The following is a 14529-nucleotide window of genomic DNA, read 5'->3' on the forward strand; positions in this document are numbered from 1 at the left end:
CACGCGGATTATGTGAAGAACATGATCACAGGAGCGGCGCAAATGGACGGTGCGATTTTAGTTGTATCAGCTGCGGATGGCCCGATGCCACAAACGAGAGAACATATCTTGTTATCCCGTCAGGTTGGTGTGCCCTATATTGTTGTATTTTTAAACAAAGCGGACATGGTTGATGATGCAGAGCTGTTAGAGCTTGTAGAGATGGAAGTACGTGATTTATTGAGCAGCTACGAATTTCCTGGCGACGATATACCGATTGTGGTTGGTTCAGCGTTAAAAGCCCTGGAAGGTGATACGAGTGAGATAGGTGTTCCAGCGATAGAGAAATTAGTTGAGACGATGGACTCGTATATTCCTGAGCCAGTAAGAAATATCGATAAGAGCTTCTTGTTGCCGATTGAAGATGTATTCTCAATTTCTGGACGTGGAACGGTAGTAACAGGCCGAATTGAGAGCGGAATTGTTAAAGTGGGTGAAGAAGTTGAGATTGTGGGCATCCGTGATACGCAGAAGACGACGTGCACAGGGGTTGAGATGTTCCGCAAATTGCTTGACGAAGGTCGAGCTGGTGACAACGTTGGGATTTTGTTACGAGGTACGAAACGAGATGAAGTGGAGCGTGGTCAAGTTTTGGCTAAGCCTGGTACAATCAAACCTCATACGAAGTTTGAAGCTGAAGTTTATGTATTGTCCAAGGATGAAGGAGGACGTCATACGCCGTTCTTTAACGGATATCGGCCCCAATTTTATTTCAGAACGACAGACGTAACGGGTTCATGTGATTTGCCTGAAGGAATAGAAATGGTAATGCCAGGTGATAACGTCAAATTGATTGTTAATCTGCATTCCCCAATTGCTATGGATGAGGGATTACGTTTTGCAATCCGCGAAGGTGGCCGCACCGTTGGTGCTGGTGTTGTATCTAAGATCATTGAGTAATAGAAATGAGCAGCAATCAAAATATTAAAATACGTCTTAAATCTTTTGACCACCGGTTAATCGATTTATCCACTCGTGAGATCGTGGAGACAGCAAAACGTACGGGCGCCCAAATAAGGGGCCCCATACCTTTGCCCATTCGCAAAGAGAAGTTCACTGTATTGATCTCTCCGCATGTCAATAAAGATGCGCGCGATCAATATGAGTTACGCACCCATAAGCGCTTAGTTGTTATTGTTCATCCTACTGAGAAAACAGTGGATGCATTAATGAAGCTAGACTTAGCTGCTGGGGTGGACGTGCAGATTAGCCTTGATGACGAATAGTCATAATAGGGTAAAGGTTATTTAACGAGGTGTTAAAATGACGATTGGGTTATTAGGCCGCAAAGTCGGCATGACACGTGTATTTACCGAGGAAGGGATTTCTATACCAGTATCGGTTATAGAAGTTTTACCTAATCGCGTGTCTCAGATCAAAACCATGGATAAAGACGGTTATCTTGCGATCCAGGTTGCAGGTGGCATGAAAAAATCTAGCCATGTGAATAAACCATTGACGGGTCACTTTGCTAAGGCACAGATCGACGCAGGCGATATGCTTTGTGAGTTCCGCGTAGACTCGATTGATGAGTTTACTGCGGGGCAGGTTATATCTATTGGTGATGTTTTTGATGAGGGGCAATTAGTTGACGTTGCCGCAAATTCTAAAGGTAAAGGATTCGCCGGTACTGTAAAACGATACAATTTCCGTACACAGGACGCGACTCACGGTAACTCCAGATCGCATCGAGTAGTAGGTTCTATTGGACAAAACCAAACTCCTGGTCGTGTATTTAAAGGCAAAAAAATGGCCGGACATATGGGAAATGCGCGTTGTACAACACAAAATTTAGAGTTGGTTCGTGTGGACAAAGAGCGTAATTTACTTTTGATAAAAGGTGCTATTCCCGGGTGCCCAGGTGCAAAAGTTGAAGTAAGGCCCGCTGTTAAGAAAAGAGTGAGGGGCAAATAATGGAACTTAAAACAATCGATACTAACACTGAGTTAAAAGTAAATGATGAAGTGTTTGGCTACAGCTATAATGAAGGCTTAATCCACCAAGCAGTAGTTACATTTATGAACAATGCGCGAAGTGGAAACAGTGCACAAAAGACACGTTCTGAAGTTCGCGGCGGCGGAAAGAAGCCTTGGCGTCAGAAAGGAACGGGTAGAGCAAGAGCTGGAACTATCCGCAGCCCTCTGTGGCGCTCGGGAGGAGTTACATTTGCTTCAAAGAAACGAGATTATAGCCAAAAACTTAATAAAAAAATGTACAAACGCGCATTGCGTAGTATAATCTCCGAACTTCATCGCACCGGTAATTTAATTGTAGTCAGTGACTTCCAATGTCAATCGCATAAAACGAAAGATTTCATTGCCAAAATGAAAGAGCTGAATTTGCAGAATGCATTAATAGTTATGCATGAAGTAGGAGAGCAAGAATACTTGGCTTCTCGTAATTTAATACAGTTTGATATCTGTGACGTAAGTTGTCTGGATCCAGTGAGCCTACTGCGTTTCGAGAAAGTGCTTATGACTGAAGAGGCCATTAAAAGTTTAGAGGAGCAGTTGCAATGAACGCTGAACGCTTATTAATGATATTACGTGAGCCTCATACCTCTGAAAAATCAACAGTGATGGCTGATAAATTTAAGCAGTTTACTTTTAAAGTGCTAAAAACTGCCACAAAAGATGAAATTAAATCGGCTGTTGAGCAGATGTTTAATGTTAAAGTTAGAAGCGTGTCCGTTGTGAATGTTAAGGGAAAGAGAAAGCGTTTCAGACAACTGAACGGTAAGCGATCCGATTGGAAAAAGGCTTTCGTCTCTTTACAAGAAAATTATGACATCGACTTTAGCGTGACAGAATAAGGTAGACTAAGATGGCATTATTAAAATCTAAACCGACATCACCAGGAAAACGTGGTGAGATAAAAGTTGTCCACCATCATATTCACAAGGGACAGCCTCATGCTGCGCTTGTAGAAAAGTTAAATAAAACTGGCGGAAGAAACAATCAGGGCCGAATTACAGTCCGACATATTGGCGGTGGTATTCGTGCTAAATATCGCATAATAGACTTTAAGCGAAATAAAGATGGCATTGAAGCTAAAGTTGAACGAATAGAGTATGATCCAAACCGTTCCGCATTAATTGCATTAATTGTTTACAAAGACGGTGAACGACGGTACATTATTGCACCTTCCGGATTGGCTGCGGGTGATACAGTTGTAAGCGGTGAAGATTCTCCGATAAGCGTCGGAAATTGCCTTCCCTTACGCAATATACCTGTTGGTACTACCATTCACTGCGTGGAAATGAAGCCAGGCAAAGGCGCGCAACTGTTAAGAAGCGCTGGTTGCAGCGGACAGATTGTTGCTAAAGAAGGTATCTATGCAACTTTAAAATTGCGTTCCGGTGAAATGCGTAAAGTATTAACTTCATGCAGAGCGGTTATTGGTGAAGTAAGTAATAGTGAACACAGCTTGCGTGCCCTTGGAAAAGCCGGTGCCAAACGTTGGCGAGGTATAAGACCTACAGTTCGTGGAGTTGCCATGAACCCTGTGGACCATCCGCACGGTGGTGGTGAAGGACGGACTTCAGGTGGGCGTCATCCTGTTACTCCATGGGGTGTACCAACAAAAGGATATAAGACAAGAAGTAACAAACGTACTGATCGTTTTATTGTCAGAAGTCGTAAGAAAAAGTAATTAGCTAAGAGGATATCAAGGTGGCACGTTCTATTAGAAAGGGTCCTTTCGTCGACCATCACTTATTAAAGAAAGTTGAAACGGCGATTGAATCTAAGTCCAAGAAACCAATTAAAACCTGGTCCAGGCGCTCAACAATTGTTCCAGAGATGATTGATCTCACAATTGCAGTTCATAATGGTAAAGATCATGTTCCGGTTTATATCACTGATAATATGGTTGGCCATAAACTGGGCGAGTTTGCCATGACTCGTACATTCAAAGGCCATTCTGGAGACAGAAAAGCCAAAGGTAAGTAAGAGGGTCAATGATGGAAGTTACAGCAAAATTAAGAAATGCACCACTTTCTGCCCAAAAGGGTAGACTTGTTGCCGATATGATTCGCAAGATGAATGTTTCAAGAGCAATAGATGTTCTAAAATTTACCCCTAAAAAGGGCGCGCAATTAATGTTGAAAGTATTAGAGTCAGCTATTGCGAATGCAGAAAACAATAATGGCGCTGATATCGATGAACTAAAGGTTGGTGTGGTATGTGTAGATGAGGCAGCAACTTTAAAAAGAATTAGTCCTCGCGCTAAAGGACGTGCAAATCGTATATGTAAGCGCACTTGCCACATTACAATTACAGTGTCTGACGAGGAATAGCAATGGGACAAAAAGTAAACCCAATAGGTATACGATTAGGTATAACCCAAGATTGGAATTCAAAATGGTTCGCTAGTAAAAATTACGCACAACTTTTGAATCAAGATATCAATCTGCGAAAAATGCTAAAAAAGAAGTTGATGGCTGCTGCAGTAAGTAAGATTCGAATTGAAAGGCCAGCGAACAATGCCGTCGTTACAATTCACACTGCACGTCCAGGCGTCCTTATTGGCAAAAAAGGTGGCGGTATCGAAGCCTTGAGAGCAGAAATTGCGGATAAACTCGGCGTGCCTGTGCATTTGAACATCGAAGAAGTACGCAAGCCAGAACTGGATTCTACTCTAGTGGCCGAAGGCATTGCTCAGCAGTTGGAGCAACGTGTGATGTTCCGCCGTGCAATGAAACGAGCAGTTACATCAGCGATGAAAGCGGGTGCTAAAGGAATCAAAATTTGTGTGAGCGGACGCTTAGGCGGCGCTGAGATCGCCCGAAGTGAATGGTACAGAGAAGGAAGAGTTCCTTTGCATACTTTCCGTGCAGATGTTGATTATGGTACTGCTGAAGCAAAAACCACCTATGGAATTATTGGTGTTAAAGTTTGGATTTTCAAAGGTGAAGTACTTCCGCAGAAAAACCGCAATATTGAAAGCGGTAAGTAAGTGAGGAATTAAATCATGTTACAGCCAAAACGTACGAAATATCGTAAACAAATGAAAGGGCGAAACCGTGGTTTGGCTCAAAAGGGTTCTACAGTCTGCTTCGGTGAGTTTGGTCTTAAAGCTCTTGAAAGAGGGCGGCTAACAGCGCGCCAAATCGAGGCAGCACGGCGAGCAATGACAAGACATATTAAAAGGGGCGGTAAAATCTGGATCAGAGTTTTCCCAGATAAGCCAATTACACAAAAACCCCTCGAAGTTCGTCAAGGTAAAGGTAAAGGTAATGTTGAATACTGGGTTGCGCAAATTCAACCTGGAAAGGTCCTGTTTGAAATGGAAGGTGTTACCAAAGAGCTAGCAATGGAAGCATTTGATCTTGCTAAAGCAAAGTTACCTTTCAAAGTTATGTTTGAAGAGCGCAAGGTGATGTGATGAAAGATTATGTTAAAGAGTTAAGAGGCTTTACTCATCAGCAACTGGAAGACGAATTGCTTTCGCTGCGTAAAAACCAATTCAATTTACGAATGAAAAAGGCAAATGGCACTCTTGATAAGACACATCAGGTTGCTCAAGTTAGAAAAGCTATTGCTCAAGTTAAAACAATTATGTCTGAGAAGGTAGGAAAGAGCGATGACTAATAGCAGCGAAACAAACGGTAGAACCCTTGTAGGTAAAGTTGTCAGTGATAAAATGCAAAAAACTATCGTCGTCATGGTTGAGCGCACTGTTAGACATCCTAAGTATGGAAAAATCATGAAGCGCAAGACTAAGCTTCAGGCGCATGATGAGAATCAAGTTTGTAAAATTGGAAATATCGTTAAGATACGTGAATCTCGACCAATTTCGAAAATGAAAAGCTGGGTTTTAGTCGAAGTAATTTCCTAATATCCTTATTTGATTACTTTTAAAAAACCGAGAGGGCTGATATAATCAGCAGCCTTTTTCTGGTCGAATTTAGAGCTGGAGAATAGAATGATACAAATGCAGACAGTGCTCGATGTTGCAGATAACAGCGGAGCACGCAAGGTGATGTGTATCAAGGTACTTGGTGGGTCACATAGACGTTATGCCCGCGTTGGTGATGTTATTAAAGTAAGCATTAAAGATGCGATACCACGCAGCAAAGTAAAAAAAGGCGCGGTGATGAAGGCAGTCGTGGTTAGAACAAGCCAGGGTGTGCGCCGTGATGACGGATCTCTCATTCGCTTTGATGGTAATGCTGCTGTGCTTTTGAACAACCAAAATGAACCTATAGGTACACGTATATTTGGGCCAGTAACTCGTGAGCTAAGAGAGCGGTTTATGAAAATCATTTCTCTGGCAGCAGAAGTATTGTGAGAAGGATTAGTTATGAAGCGCATAAGATCAGGTGATACTGTCGTTGTTATCGCTGGCAAAAGCAAAGGCCACATTGGTAAAGTGAGCCGTGTTTTAGGTGAAAAACTTGTTGTTGAAGGTGCAAACCTCATCAAGAAACATGTGAAACCTAATCCACAACTCGAGCAAAGAGGCGGAATTATTACTCGTGAAGCTCCTTTAGATGCTTCTAACGTTGCTATTTACAATCCCGTATCCAAGAAAGCGGATAAGGTGGGATTTAAATACCTTGAGAAAGACGGTAAAAAGCACAAAGTTAGATACTTTAAATCAAACAATGAAGTCATTGACTTTGTCTAATTAGGTGATGGAAATGGCAAGACTTAAAGAGTTTTATAAAAAAGAAGTAGTCGATATGATGATGAAGAAATTCGGCTACAAAAGTGTGATGGAAGTACCCAAGATTCTAAAAATCACTTTGAACATGGGTGTCGGCGAAGCTGTGGGCGATAAAAAAGTCATGAATCATGCTCTTGAGGATATGGCTTTGATATCAGGTCAAAAGCCTGTCGTAACAAAAGCTAAAAAATCTATTGCGGGTTTCAAAATTCGTGAAGGTTGGCCAATCGGTTGTAAAGTGACTTTAAGACGCGAGCGCATGTATGAATTTCTTGACAGACTAATAACAATTGCCTTGCCCCGCGTACGTGACTTTCGTGGTTTAAGCCCAAAATCATTTGATGGTACAGGAAACTATAGCATGGGGATCCATGAACAACTCGTTTTCCCAGAAATTGATTTTGATAAAACCGATGGAATTCGTGGGCTTGATATTTGTATAACAACTAGTGCAAAGACGAACGAGGAAGCGAAGGCTTTGCTAGAGGCATTCAATCTGCCTTTAAAAGACAGAGATAAACACTAAGAAGGGTAAACTATTGTGGCTAAAAAATCGATGATCGCTCGTGAAAGAAAGCGCACAAAATTGGTTGCGAAGTATCAAGAGCGACGAAATGAATTAAAAGCTTTGATTAAGTCGTCTCAGGATTCTGATGTCATTGCGGATGCTCAGGCTAAGCTGGCTAAGCTTCCACTGAACTCAAACCCTGTGCGGCATTGTACGCGCTGTCAACAATGTGGTCGCCCGCATGCCGTTTATCGTAAATTTGGACTCTGCAGGATTTGTCTAAGACAACAACTGATGACGGGTAATGTCACAGGTGGTCGTAAATCCAGCTGGTAAATTTTATTCTACGGAGAATAACTGTGAGTATGCATGATCCTGTCGCTGACATGTTGACTAGAATTCGTAATGGTCAGCAAGCTAAACATCGAACTGTTACCCTTCATTCTTCTAAGTTGAAAGAAGAAATTGCAAGGGTGCTGAAAGAAGAAGGCTATATATTAGATTATGATGTAGAGTCTTCAGAGAATAATCTTAAATCAATAACAATACATTTAAAGTATTATCATGGCAAACCCGTAATTGACAGAATTTTGCGTATTAGCCGTCCTGGTTTAAGAGTATACAAATCATCAAAAGAGCTCACTTCAATTCCGGGCTTTGGTGTAGCTATTGTATCCACTTCAAAAGGGGTAATGACACATATAGCTGCAAAAAGAAATGGTCTTGGTGGCGAAGTTCTTTGTGAAGTGGCCTAATACTTGAGAGGAATAAAATGTCTAGAGTAGCAAAAGCCCCGATACACTTGCCAGCCAATGTTGAACTGACTGTAGGCAAAGATACTTTAACGGTTAAGGGACCAAAAGGTTCTTTGGCTCAGTCTTACAATAAGCATGTAGAGGTTAGTAAGTGTAAAGAAGATAATAACAAAATTGTCTTCAAACCGGCTTCTAATGATCCAAATGCTTGGGCGCAAGCAGGTACTGTTCGTGCTTTGGTTAATAATATGGTTAAAGGCGTGACCAACGGTTTTGAATTGACTTTAGAGTTGGTCGGTGTTGGTTATCGGGCGCAAGCAGGAAATAAAGCAGTAACTTTATCATTAGGTTATTCGCACCCTATAGAATATAAATTACCTCAAGGCGTAACCGTAGAAACACCAAATAATACAACTATTATAATCCGAGGTATTGATAAACAGCTCTTAGGTCAGGTTGCTTCTGAAATCCGCGCTTTTAGACCGCCAGAACCTTATAAAGGCAAAGGTATTAAGTATGCGGGTGAAGCAATTGCTCGTAAAGAAGCCAAAAAGAAATAAGGTGTAAATCATGATGAATAAACATAAAGCCCGAATTCGACGTGGTTTAAAAGCAAAGGCTATCCTGCGTCATTCAACTAGACCAAGACTAGTTGTTCATAGAAGTGGTGAACATATCTACTCACAAATTGTCGTTCGCGGAGAAAAGGGTGATATCGTTATTGTCGCTTCGTCTACTCTTGATAAAGAGCTCAAATCTTCACTAGCAAAAACAAAAGTAGAGCAGGCTCAACAAGTTGGCAAGCTACTCGGCGAGAGAGCAAAAGCTAAAAACATTATTGACGTCTCTTTTGATCGTGCGGGATATAAATACCATGGCCGCGTAAAAGCTTTAGCCACTGGAGCACGTGAAGCTGGGCTGAATTTTTAAGGAACGGTTATGGCATTTGATGAATCTACAAAAACCGAAGGTTACCAAGAAAAGCTTGTATCAGTAACCCGTACAGCTAAAGTAGTTAAAGGTGGTCGTGTTTTTGGTTTTGCAGTATTGGTGGTTATTGGTGACGGTAAAGGCAAAGTTGGTTACGGTCGTGGCAAAGCACGCGAAGTGCCAATCGCGATCCAAAAGGCGATGGAACAAGCCAGAAAGAATATGACTTACATCCCTTTAGCTGGAAAATCTATCCATCACGAAATTACCTGGTCTTATGGTGCTTCAAAAGTATTTATGAAACCAGCCAGTGAAGGTACGGGAATTATTGCTGGTGGCGCAATGCGTGCCGTGTTAGAAGTGCTTGGTGTGCAAAATATTCTTGCTAAGAGTATCGGTTCCACTAACCCTAGCAATATTGTTCGTGCTACTATTGCGGCGCTTACTAATATTGGAACTCCTGATTATGTAGCTGCTAAGCGCGGTAAATCAGTCGAAGAAATAATGGCGGAATAGTAATGAGTAAAAAATTAAAAATTACTTTGGTGAAAAGTACGATTGGCCGAAAGCCTAAGCATGTTCAGATTGCGAAGCAACTTGGTTTGGGTAAATTGAATTCCAGTGTTGTTCATCAAGATAATCCTGCCATAAGAGGATTGGTCAATTCAATCTACTATATGGTACAAGTTGAGGAGTGCGCAAAATGAATTTAAATTCGCTATCCCCAGATCCAGGTTCAAGACACAGTAAAAAGCGCCTCGGTAGAGGTATTGGTTCTGGCTTAGGAAAAACATCTGGTAAAGGCCACAAAGGACAAAAAGCACGTGCTGGCGGATTCCACAAAATTAATTTTGAGGGTGGGCAAATGCCTATCCAGCGTCGTTTGCCAAAAATGGGTTTCAAATCCAGAGTCGGTAGAACCATTGACCAAATTACATTGGGTGAATTGGCTGGCTTAAAAGCTGAAGCAATTGATTTAGAAGTGTTAAAGGCCTCAGGTTTGGTGAATAAGTCAATCCGTGAAGTTAAAGTTATTCTTTCCGGTGAAATTAACGTTCCGGTAAAGCTTAAAGGGCTACGCGTTACCAAAGGAGCGCGCTCAGCCATTGAGCAAGCTGGCGGTAGTGTTGAAGAGTGACTATGAATAACCAAAGGCTACCATCAGGCCAATCTAAAAGTGGATTGGCTGAGCTTAAATCACGCTTGTTTTTTGTTGTCTTAGCAATATTAGTCTATCGATTAGGGGCCCACATCCCTGTACCCGGGCTTGACCCCCAAAAGTTGGCTAACTTTTTTGGCGAACAGCAAAATACGATTTTTGGTTTATTCAATATGTTTTCAGGGGGAGCATTGTCTCGAGTGACAGTGTTTGCCATTGGAATCATGCCTTATATTTCTGCATCCATTATCATTCAATTGTTTTCGGTCGTTTCACCGAAACTTGAGCAGTTGAAAAAGGAAGGAGAATCGGGCAGGAGAAAAATTAATCAGTATACGCGCTATCTAACTCTTGTTTTAGCTGTATTTCAGTCTTTAGGCATGGCTAGATGGTTAGCAGGGCAGCAAATTGCTCTCCATGCAGATGTGTTTTTCTATTTTACTGCAGTAGTAACCTTGGTTACTGGAACAATGTTTCTTATGTGGCTTGGAGAGCAAATTACAGAGAAAGGAGTAGGTAACGGTATCTCATTGATTATTTTCTCTGGGATTGTATCCAGTATGCCGAATGCAATTGCTTCCGTTTTCCAACAGGTTAGAGAAGGGCAGATGCAAGCTTTGACTCTGATTCTGATTGCATTAATTGTAGTAGTTGTAACAGGTTTTGTTGTATTTATGGAGAGAGCTCAGCGTCGCATAAGGGTTAATTATGCGCAGCGAACGCATGGACGTAAGGTTTATGCTGCACAAACGAGTCATTTACCGCTGAAAATTAATATGTCTGGAGTGATTCCGCCTATTTTTGCTTCTAGCATAATACTTTTGCCAGCAACGTTAGCTCAGTTTTTTGGTAAAGGGAAAGGCATGGATTGGTTGGCTGACATTGGTATGGCTTTGTCTCCTGGGCAACCGCTATATCTCATCGTTTATGCTGCTGCTATTTTGTTCTTTGCTTTCTTTTACGCGGCGCTAGTGTTTAATCCAAAGGATACTGCGGATAATTTAAAAAAATCGGGTGCGTATATCCCGGGGATTCGACCAGGTGAACAGACGACTCGATATATTGATTCGGTTATGACACGTTTGACTTTGGTTGGAGCAATCTATTTGGTATTAGTTTGCTTATTGCCACAAATTTTGATGTATACCTGGCATGTGCCCTTTTATTTTGGCGGAACTTCACTGTTAATCATCGTGGTTGTAATTATGGACTTTGTGGCACAAGTACAAGCCCATCTTATGACTCAACAGTATGATTCATTGATGAAAAAGGCGAATTTCAGAGGGACTAAATTGCCTGGTCTTTTATGATTAGTATCGGAGTTATTAATGAAAGTTAGAGCATCAGTAAAGCGACTTTGTCGGAACTGCAAAATTATTAATCGCAATGGCATTATCCGCGTTATATGTAAGGATGCACGACATAAGCAAAAGCAAGGTTAATACCTGCTTGATTTTGGTTCATTATAATAGTATTCTTCTGTCCCTTTGTGACAGAACAAATTACGTTCGGAGAAATTAATGGCTCGTATTGCAGGTGTTAACATACCGGATCACAAACATATCGTGATTGCATTAACGTACATTTATGGAATTGGTAAAACAAGTTCTATAAATCTATGCAAAACTGTTGGCATAGACCCGTCAACCAAAGTGTCCCAGTTATCTGAAGAGCAGCTGGAATCTTTACGGACGGAAATTGCAAAAATGACAGTTGAAGGTGATCTGCGCCGTGTAGTTACAATGAATATAAAGCGATTGATGGATCTTGGTTGTTACCGTGGTCTTAGACATCGTCGTGGGTTGCCACTAAGAGGACAGCGTACGAAAACCAATGCTCGTACTCGTAAAGGTCGACGCAAAGGCAGTAACTAATTTATATGTAGGAAATTGAGATGGCTATATCTAAGTCAAAGCAGCAAAAAGCAAGAAAGAAAGTAAAGCGTGTTGTCTCAGATGGGATTGTTCACGTACATGCATCATTTAATAATACTATTGTGACTTTTACTGATCGGCAAGGTAACGCGCTATGTTGGGCAACTGCTGGTGGCTCGGGGTTCCGAGGCTCTAGAAAAAGTACTCCCTATGCTGCGCAGATTGCTACCGAAAGGGCATCAGCAGTAGCAAAGGAATATGGTATGAAATCAGTTGCTGTGTTTGTGCATGGTCCTGGTCCAGGTCGCGAATCTTCCATTCGCGAATTGATATCGCAGGATTTTAAAATTGTAGAAATAACCGATGTGACGGGTATTCCTCACAATGGTTGTAAGCCACCTAAAAAGCGTCGTGTATAAGATTCAGGAGTTTATTAATGGCTAGATACCTTGGTCCAAAATGTAAATTATCACGTAGAGAAGGTACTGACCTATATCTAAAAAGTGGTGTCCGTGATTATAAGTCAAAATGTAAGGCTGAAAAGCAACCTGGTCAACATGGCGAAAAACGTCCACGCTTGAGTGATTATGGTATCCAATTACGTGAAAAGCAGAAAATCAGACGACTTTATGGCGTCTTGGAAAAGCAATTTAGTAATTATTACAAAAAAGCAGCTAGACAAAAGGGTTCTACTGGTGAGAATCTTATGATCTTACTAGAAAGAAGGCTTGATAATGTTGTTTACCGCATGGGTTTTGCTTGTACACGTGCGGAAGCAAGACAATTGGTTGTTCATAAAGCCATATTAGTCAATGATCAAGTAGTTAATATACCATCCTATTTGGTTAAACCTGGCGATGTTATTTCTGTTCGCCAAAAGGCAAAGGGGCAAGGACGAGTTCAAGCTGCTATAGCTCTTTCCGAACAGCGTGCTCCTTGTGATTGGTTAACTGTTGATTCAAGTTCTTTAAAGGGCACTCTTACAACCGTGCCAACGCTAAATGACTTATCTGCTTTATATAATGTTAATTTAGTTGTAGAACTTTACTCTAAGTAAGCTCGGAGAAATAGCCGAATGTATACTGAAATAAATGAAATGCTAACCCCGACTGTACTCAAAGTGCATTCTGAGTCACCATATCACTCGCGTATTGTTCTTGAGCCATTAGAGCGCGGATATGGCCATACTCTTGGTAATGCCCTGAGACGAATACTTTTGTCATCGATGCCGGGTTGTGCTATTACAGAAGTAACGATTGATGGTGTTCTGCATGAGTACAGTACTATCGAAGGTGTACAGGAGGATGTTGTTGATATTCTCTTAAACCTCAAGCAAGTGGCCATCAAGTTAACAACCGGCCACGAGGCACTCCTGACATTAAGTAAGGAAGGCCCTTGCCAAGTGACTGCTGGCGATATTCAATTGACTCATGGTCAAGAAATTGTCAATCCCGATTTGGTTATTGCAACCCTCAATGAGAATGGAAAGTTGAACATGACTTTGAAAATCGAAAGAGGTGTTGGCTTTCATTCAACTGATTCTTTTATACGTTCTTACGAAGATGAGTTGGAGCATAAATCGGTTGGTAAATTGAAAATTGATAATACATTTTCTCCTGTGAAGAAAGTCGCTTACTTCGTCGACAGTGCTCGGGTTGAGAATCGTACAGACTTAGATAAGCTTACTATCGATTTACAAACTAATGGAACGTTAGATCCAGAAGAAGCTATCCGCATCTCTGCTTCTATTCTTCAGCGTCAATTGCATGCTTTTGTGGATATGAAGTTTGAAGAGTCTCGTACGGATAATAAAGAGCGAATCGATTTTGATCCTATTTTATTGAGACCTGTGGATGATTTAGAACTTACTGTTCGTTCAGCAAACTGTCTGAAGGCTGAGAATATCTACTATATTGGTGACTTGGTTCAAAAAACAGAAAATGAATTATTAAAAACGCCCAATTTGGGTAAAAAATCCTTAACCGAGATCAAAGATGTCCTTGCTTCACGTTCTTTATCTTTGGGGATGAAGCTTGAGAATTGGCCGCCAGCTAATCTTGGCGAGTAATATTAGGAGTTTTAGTCATGCGTCACCGTAATACTGGCCGAAAATTGAGCCGTACAAGTAGCCATCGCAAGGCAATGTTTTCTAACATGTGCACTTCTCTTATTGAGCATGAGTTAATCAAAACAACGCTACCCAAAGCGAAAGAGCTACGTCGTTATATTGAGCCGTTGATCACCGTTAGTAAATCAGACTCTGTTTCCTCACGACGATATGTGTTTGATAGATTGCGCTCAAAAAGTGCAGTTGGTAAATTATTCACTGTTCTAGGCCCTCGCTACAGTGAACGCCCTGGTGGCTATGTAAGAGTTTTAAAATGTGGCTACCGTGCTGGTGATAATGCGCCAATGGCAATTATTGAACTGGTAGATAGACCTGTGGCAGAGGAAAATTCTGCTGAAGAGTAGTTATAGAAGGGCTGATTGCCTGGTAAGGTGATTGGCCTAGGTGTGCTTCTCTTCTTTCCGGTTATAAATTGCTTTTTCTTATAATTCCCGCCTAAGCGGGATTTTTTTATTTAATTACTGTCT

29 protein-coding genes are annotated in these 14529 nt (G+C 41.4%); all 29 read left to right on the plus strand.

Annotated features, from left to right (window positions below; genetic code table 11):
- The coding region (gene tuf, locus B5D33_RS08755; protein ID WP_058452003.1) for an elongation factor Tu at positions 1-939 on the plus strand (939 nt) is incomplete at its 5' end.
- 5 nt (positions 940-944) lie between these two features.
- Entirely contained in the window at positions 945-1265 is a 321-nt protein-coding gene (gene rpsJ, locus B5D33_RS08760; protein ID WP_058452004.1) for a 30S ribosomal protein S10, read from the plus strand.
- A gap of 37 nt (positions 1266-1302) precedes the next feature.
- Entirely contained in the window at positions 1303-1953 is a 651-nt protein-coding gene (rplC, locus tag B5D33_RS08765; protein ID WP_058452005.1) for a 50S ribosomal protein L3, read from the plus strand.
- Complete coding sequence (gene rplD, locus B5D33_RS08770) at positions 1953-2558, plus strand: 50S ribosomal protein L4 (RefSeq protein WP_058452006.1); 606 nt, start codon at positions 1953-1955, stop codon at positions 2556-2558. The genes rplC and rplD overlap by 1 nt, the downstream gene beginning before the upstream one ends.
- On the plus strand, positions 2555-2851 hold the full coding sequence (gene rplW, locus B5D33_RS08775; RefSeq protein ID WP_058452007.1) for a 50S ribosomal protein L23: 297 nt from the start codon (positions 2555-2557) through the stop codon (positions 2849-2851). The genes rplD and rplW overlap by 4 nt, the downstream gene beginning before the upstream one ends.
- Positions 2852-2862: 11 nt before the next feature.
- Entirely contained in the window at positions 2863-3690 is an 828-nt protein-coding gene (rplB, locus tag B5D33_RS08780; protein WP_058452008.1) for a 50S ribosomal protein L2, read from the plus strand.
- Between the two features lie 20 nt (positions 3691-3710).
- Entirely contained in the window at positions 3711-3989 is a 279-nt protein-coding gene (rpsS, locus tag B5D33_RS08785) for a 30S ribosomal protein S19 (RefSeq protein ID WP_045098313.1), read from the plus strand.
- An 11-nt stretch (positions 3990-4000) separates the two neighbouring features.
- Positions 4001-4336, plus strand: a complete 336-nt coding sequence (gene rplV, locus B5D33_RS08790) for a 50S ribosomal protein L22 (RefSeq protein ID WP_058452224.1) — start codon at positions 4001-4003, stop codon at positions 4334-4336.
- 2 nt (positions 4337-4338) lie between these two features.
- Positions 4339-4995 carry a 30S ribosomal protein S3 gene (gene rpsC, locus B5D33_RS08795; RefSeq protein WP_058452009.1) on the plus strand — a complete coding sequence of 219 codons (657 nt, stop codon included), beginning with the start codon at positions 4339-4341 and terminating at the stop codon, positions 4993-4995.
- Positions 4996-5010: 15 nt separating this feature from the next.
- Complete coding sequence (gene rplP, locus B5D33_RS08800; protein WP_058452010.1) at positions 5011-5424, plus strand: 50S ribosomal protein L16; 414 nt, start codon at positions 5011-5013, stop codon at positions 5422-5424.
- Entirely contained in the window at positions 5424-5630 is a 207-nt protein-coding gene (gene rpmC / locus B5D33_RS08805; RefSeq protein ID WP_058452011.1) for a 50S ribosomal protein L29, read from the plus strand. Before rplP ends, rpmC begins: the two co-directional genes overlap by 1 nt.
- Entirely contained in the window at positions 5623-5877 is a 255-nt protein-coding gene (gene rpsQ / locus B5D33_RS08810) for a 30S ribosomal protein S17 (RefSeq protein ID WP_058452012.1), read from the plus strand. The genes rpmC and rpsQ overlap by 8 nt, the downstream gene beginning before the upstream one ends.
- Before the next feature lie 87 nt (positions 5878-5964).
- A complete protein-coding gene (gene rplN, locus B5D33_RS08815; protein ID WP_028388517.1) occupies positions 5965-6330 on the plus strand; it encodes a 50S ribosomal protein L14 in 366 nt (121 codons plus the stop codon).
- 12 nt (positions 6331-6342) lie between these two features.
- The gene (gene rplX / locus B5D33_RS08820) at positions 6343-6669 is read left to right on the plus strand and encodes a 50S ribosomal protein L24 (RefSeq protein WP_058452013.1); all 327 of its coding nucleotides are present in this window, start codon (positions 6343-6345) and stop codon (positions 6667-6669) included.
- Positions 6670-6682: 13 nt separating this feature from the next.
- Entirely contained in the window at positions 6683-7234 is a 552-nt protein-coding gene (gene rplE, locus B5D33_RS08825; RefSeq protein WP_058452014.1) for a 50S ribosomal protein L5, read from the plus strand.
- A 15-nt stretch (positions 7235-7249) separates the two neighbouring features.
- Entirely contained in the window at positions 7250-7552 is a 303-nt protein-coding gene (gene rpsN / locus B5D33_RS08830; RefSeq protein ID WP_058452015.1) for a 30S ribosomal protein S14, read from the plus strand.
- 29 nt (positions 7553-7581) lie between these two features.
- Positions 7582-7971 (plus strand): 30S ribosomal protein S8, encoded by a 390-nt coding sequence (gene rpsH, locus B5D33_RS08835; protein ID WP_459166962.1) that lies wholly within the window; start codon positions 7582-7584, stop codon positions 7969-7971.
- Between the two features lie 17 nt (positions 7972-7988).
- Positions 7989-8531 (plus strand): 50S ribosomal protein L6, encoded by a 543-nt coding sequence (rplF, locus tag B5D33_RS08840; protein WP_058452017.1) that lies wholly within the window; start codon positions 7989-7991, stop codon positions 8529-8531.
- Between the two features lie 13 nt (positions 8532-8544).
- Positions 8545-8901: a 50S ribosomal protein L18 gene (gene rplR / locus B5D33_RS08845; RefSeq protein ID WP_078767403.1), complete on the plus strand. Its 357-nt coding sequence runs from the start codon at positions 8545-8547 to the stop codon at positions 8899-8901.
- Between the two features lie 9 nt (positions 8902-8910).
- Complete coding sequence (gene rpsE / locus B5D33_RS08850) at positions 8911-9417, plus strand: 30S ribosomal protein S5 (RefSeq protein ID WP_058452019.1); 507 nt, start codon at positions 8911-8913, stop codon at positions 9415-9417.
- 2 nt (positions 9418-9419) lie between these two features.
- A complete protein-coding gene (gene rpmD, locus B5D33_RS08855) occupies positions 9420-9608 on the plus strand; it encodes a 50S ribosomal protein L30 (RefSeq protein WP_045098326.1) in 189 nt (62 codons plus the stop codon).
- The gene (gene rplO, locus B5D33_RS08860; RefSeq protein WP_058452020.1) at positions 9605-10039 is read left to right on the plus strand and encodes a 50S ribosomal protein L15; all 435 of its coding nucleotides are present in this window, start codon (positions 9605-9607) and stop codon (positions 10037-10039) included. Before rpmD ends, rplO begins: the two co-directional genes overlap by 4 nt.
- A 2-nt stretch (positions 10040-10041) precedes the next feature.
- Positions 10042-11370: a preprotein translocase subunit SecY gene (gene secY, locus B5D33_RS08865; protein WP_058452021.1), complete on the plus strand. Its 1329-nt coding sequence runs from the start codon at positions 10042-10044 to the stop codon at positions 11368-11370.
- 18 nt (positions 11371-11388) lie between these two features.
- Complete coding sequence (gene rpmJ / locus B5D33_RS08870) at positions 11389-11502, plus strand: 50S ribosomal protein L36 (RefSeq protein WP_074454232.1); 114 nt, start codon at positions 11389-11391, stop codon at positions 11500-11502.
- A 78-nt stretch (positions 11503-11580) separates the two neighbouring features.
- A complete protein-coding gene (rpsM, locus tag B5D33_RS08875) occupies positions 11581-11934 on the plus strand; it encodes a 30S ribosomal protein S13 (RefSeq protein WP_058452022.1) in 354 nt (117 codons plus the stop codon).
- A gap of 20 nt (positions 11935-11954) precedes the next feature.
- Positions 11955-12353, plus strand: a complete 399-nt coding sequence (rpsK, locus tag B5D33_RS08880; RefSeq protein ID WP_058452023.1) for a 30S ribosomal protein S11 — start codon at positions 11955-11957, stop codon at positions 12351-12353.
- A gap of 17 nt (positions 12354-12370) precedes the next feature.
- Positions 12371-12991, plus strand: a complete 621-nt coding sequence (rpsD, locus tag B5D33_RS08885; protein WP_058452024.1) for a 30S ribosomal protein S4 — start codon at positions 12371-12373, stop codon at positions 12989-12991.
- 18 nt (positions 12992-13009) lie between these two features.
- On the plus strand, positions 13010-14002 hold the full coding sequence (locus B5D33_RS08890; RefSeq protein ID WP_058452025.1) for a DNA-directed RNA polymerase subunit alpha: 993 nt from the start codon (positions 13010-13012) through the stop codon (positions 14000-14002).
- Between the two features lie 17 nt (positions 14003-14019).
- Positions 14020-14406: a 50S ribosomal protein L17 gene (gene rplQ, locus B5D33_RS08895; RefSeq protein WP_058452026.1), complete on the plus strand. Its 387-nt coding sequence runs from the start codon at positions 14020-14022 to the stop codon at positions 14404-14406.
- Positions 14407-14529: the final 123 nt, after the last annotated feature.

The organism is Legionella maceachernii (genome assembly GCF_900167045.1).
GTDB lineage: Bacteria > Pseudomonadota > Gammaproteobacteria > Legionellales > Legionellaceae > Tatlockia > Tatlockia maceachernii.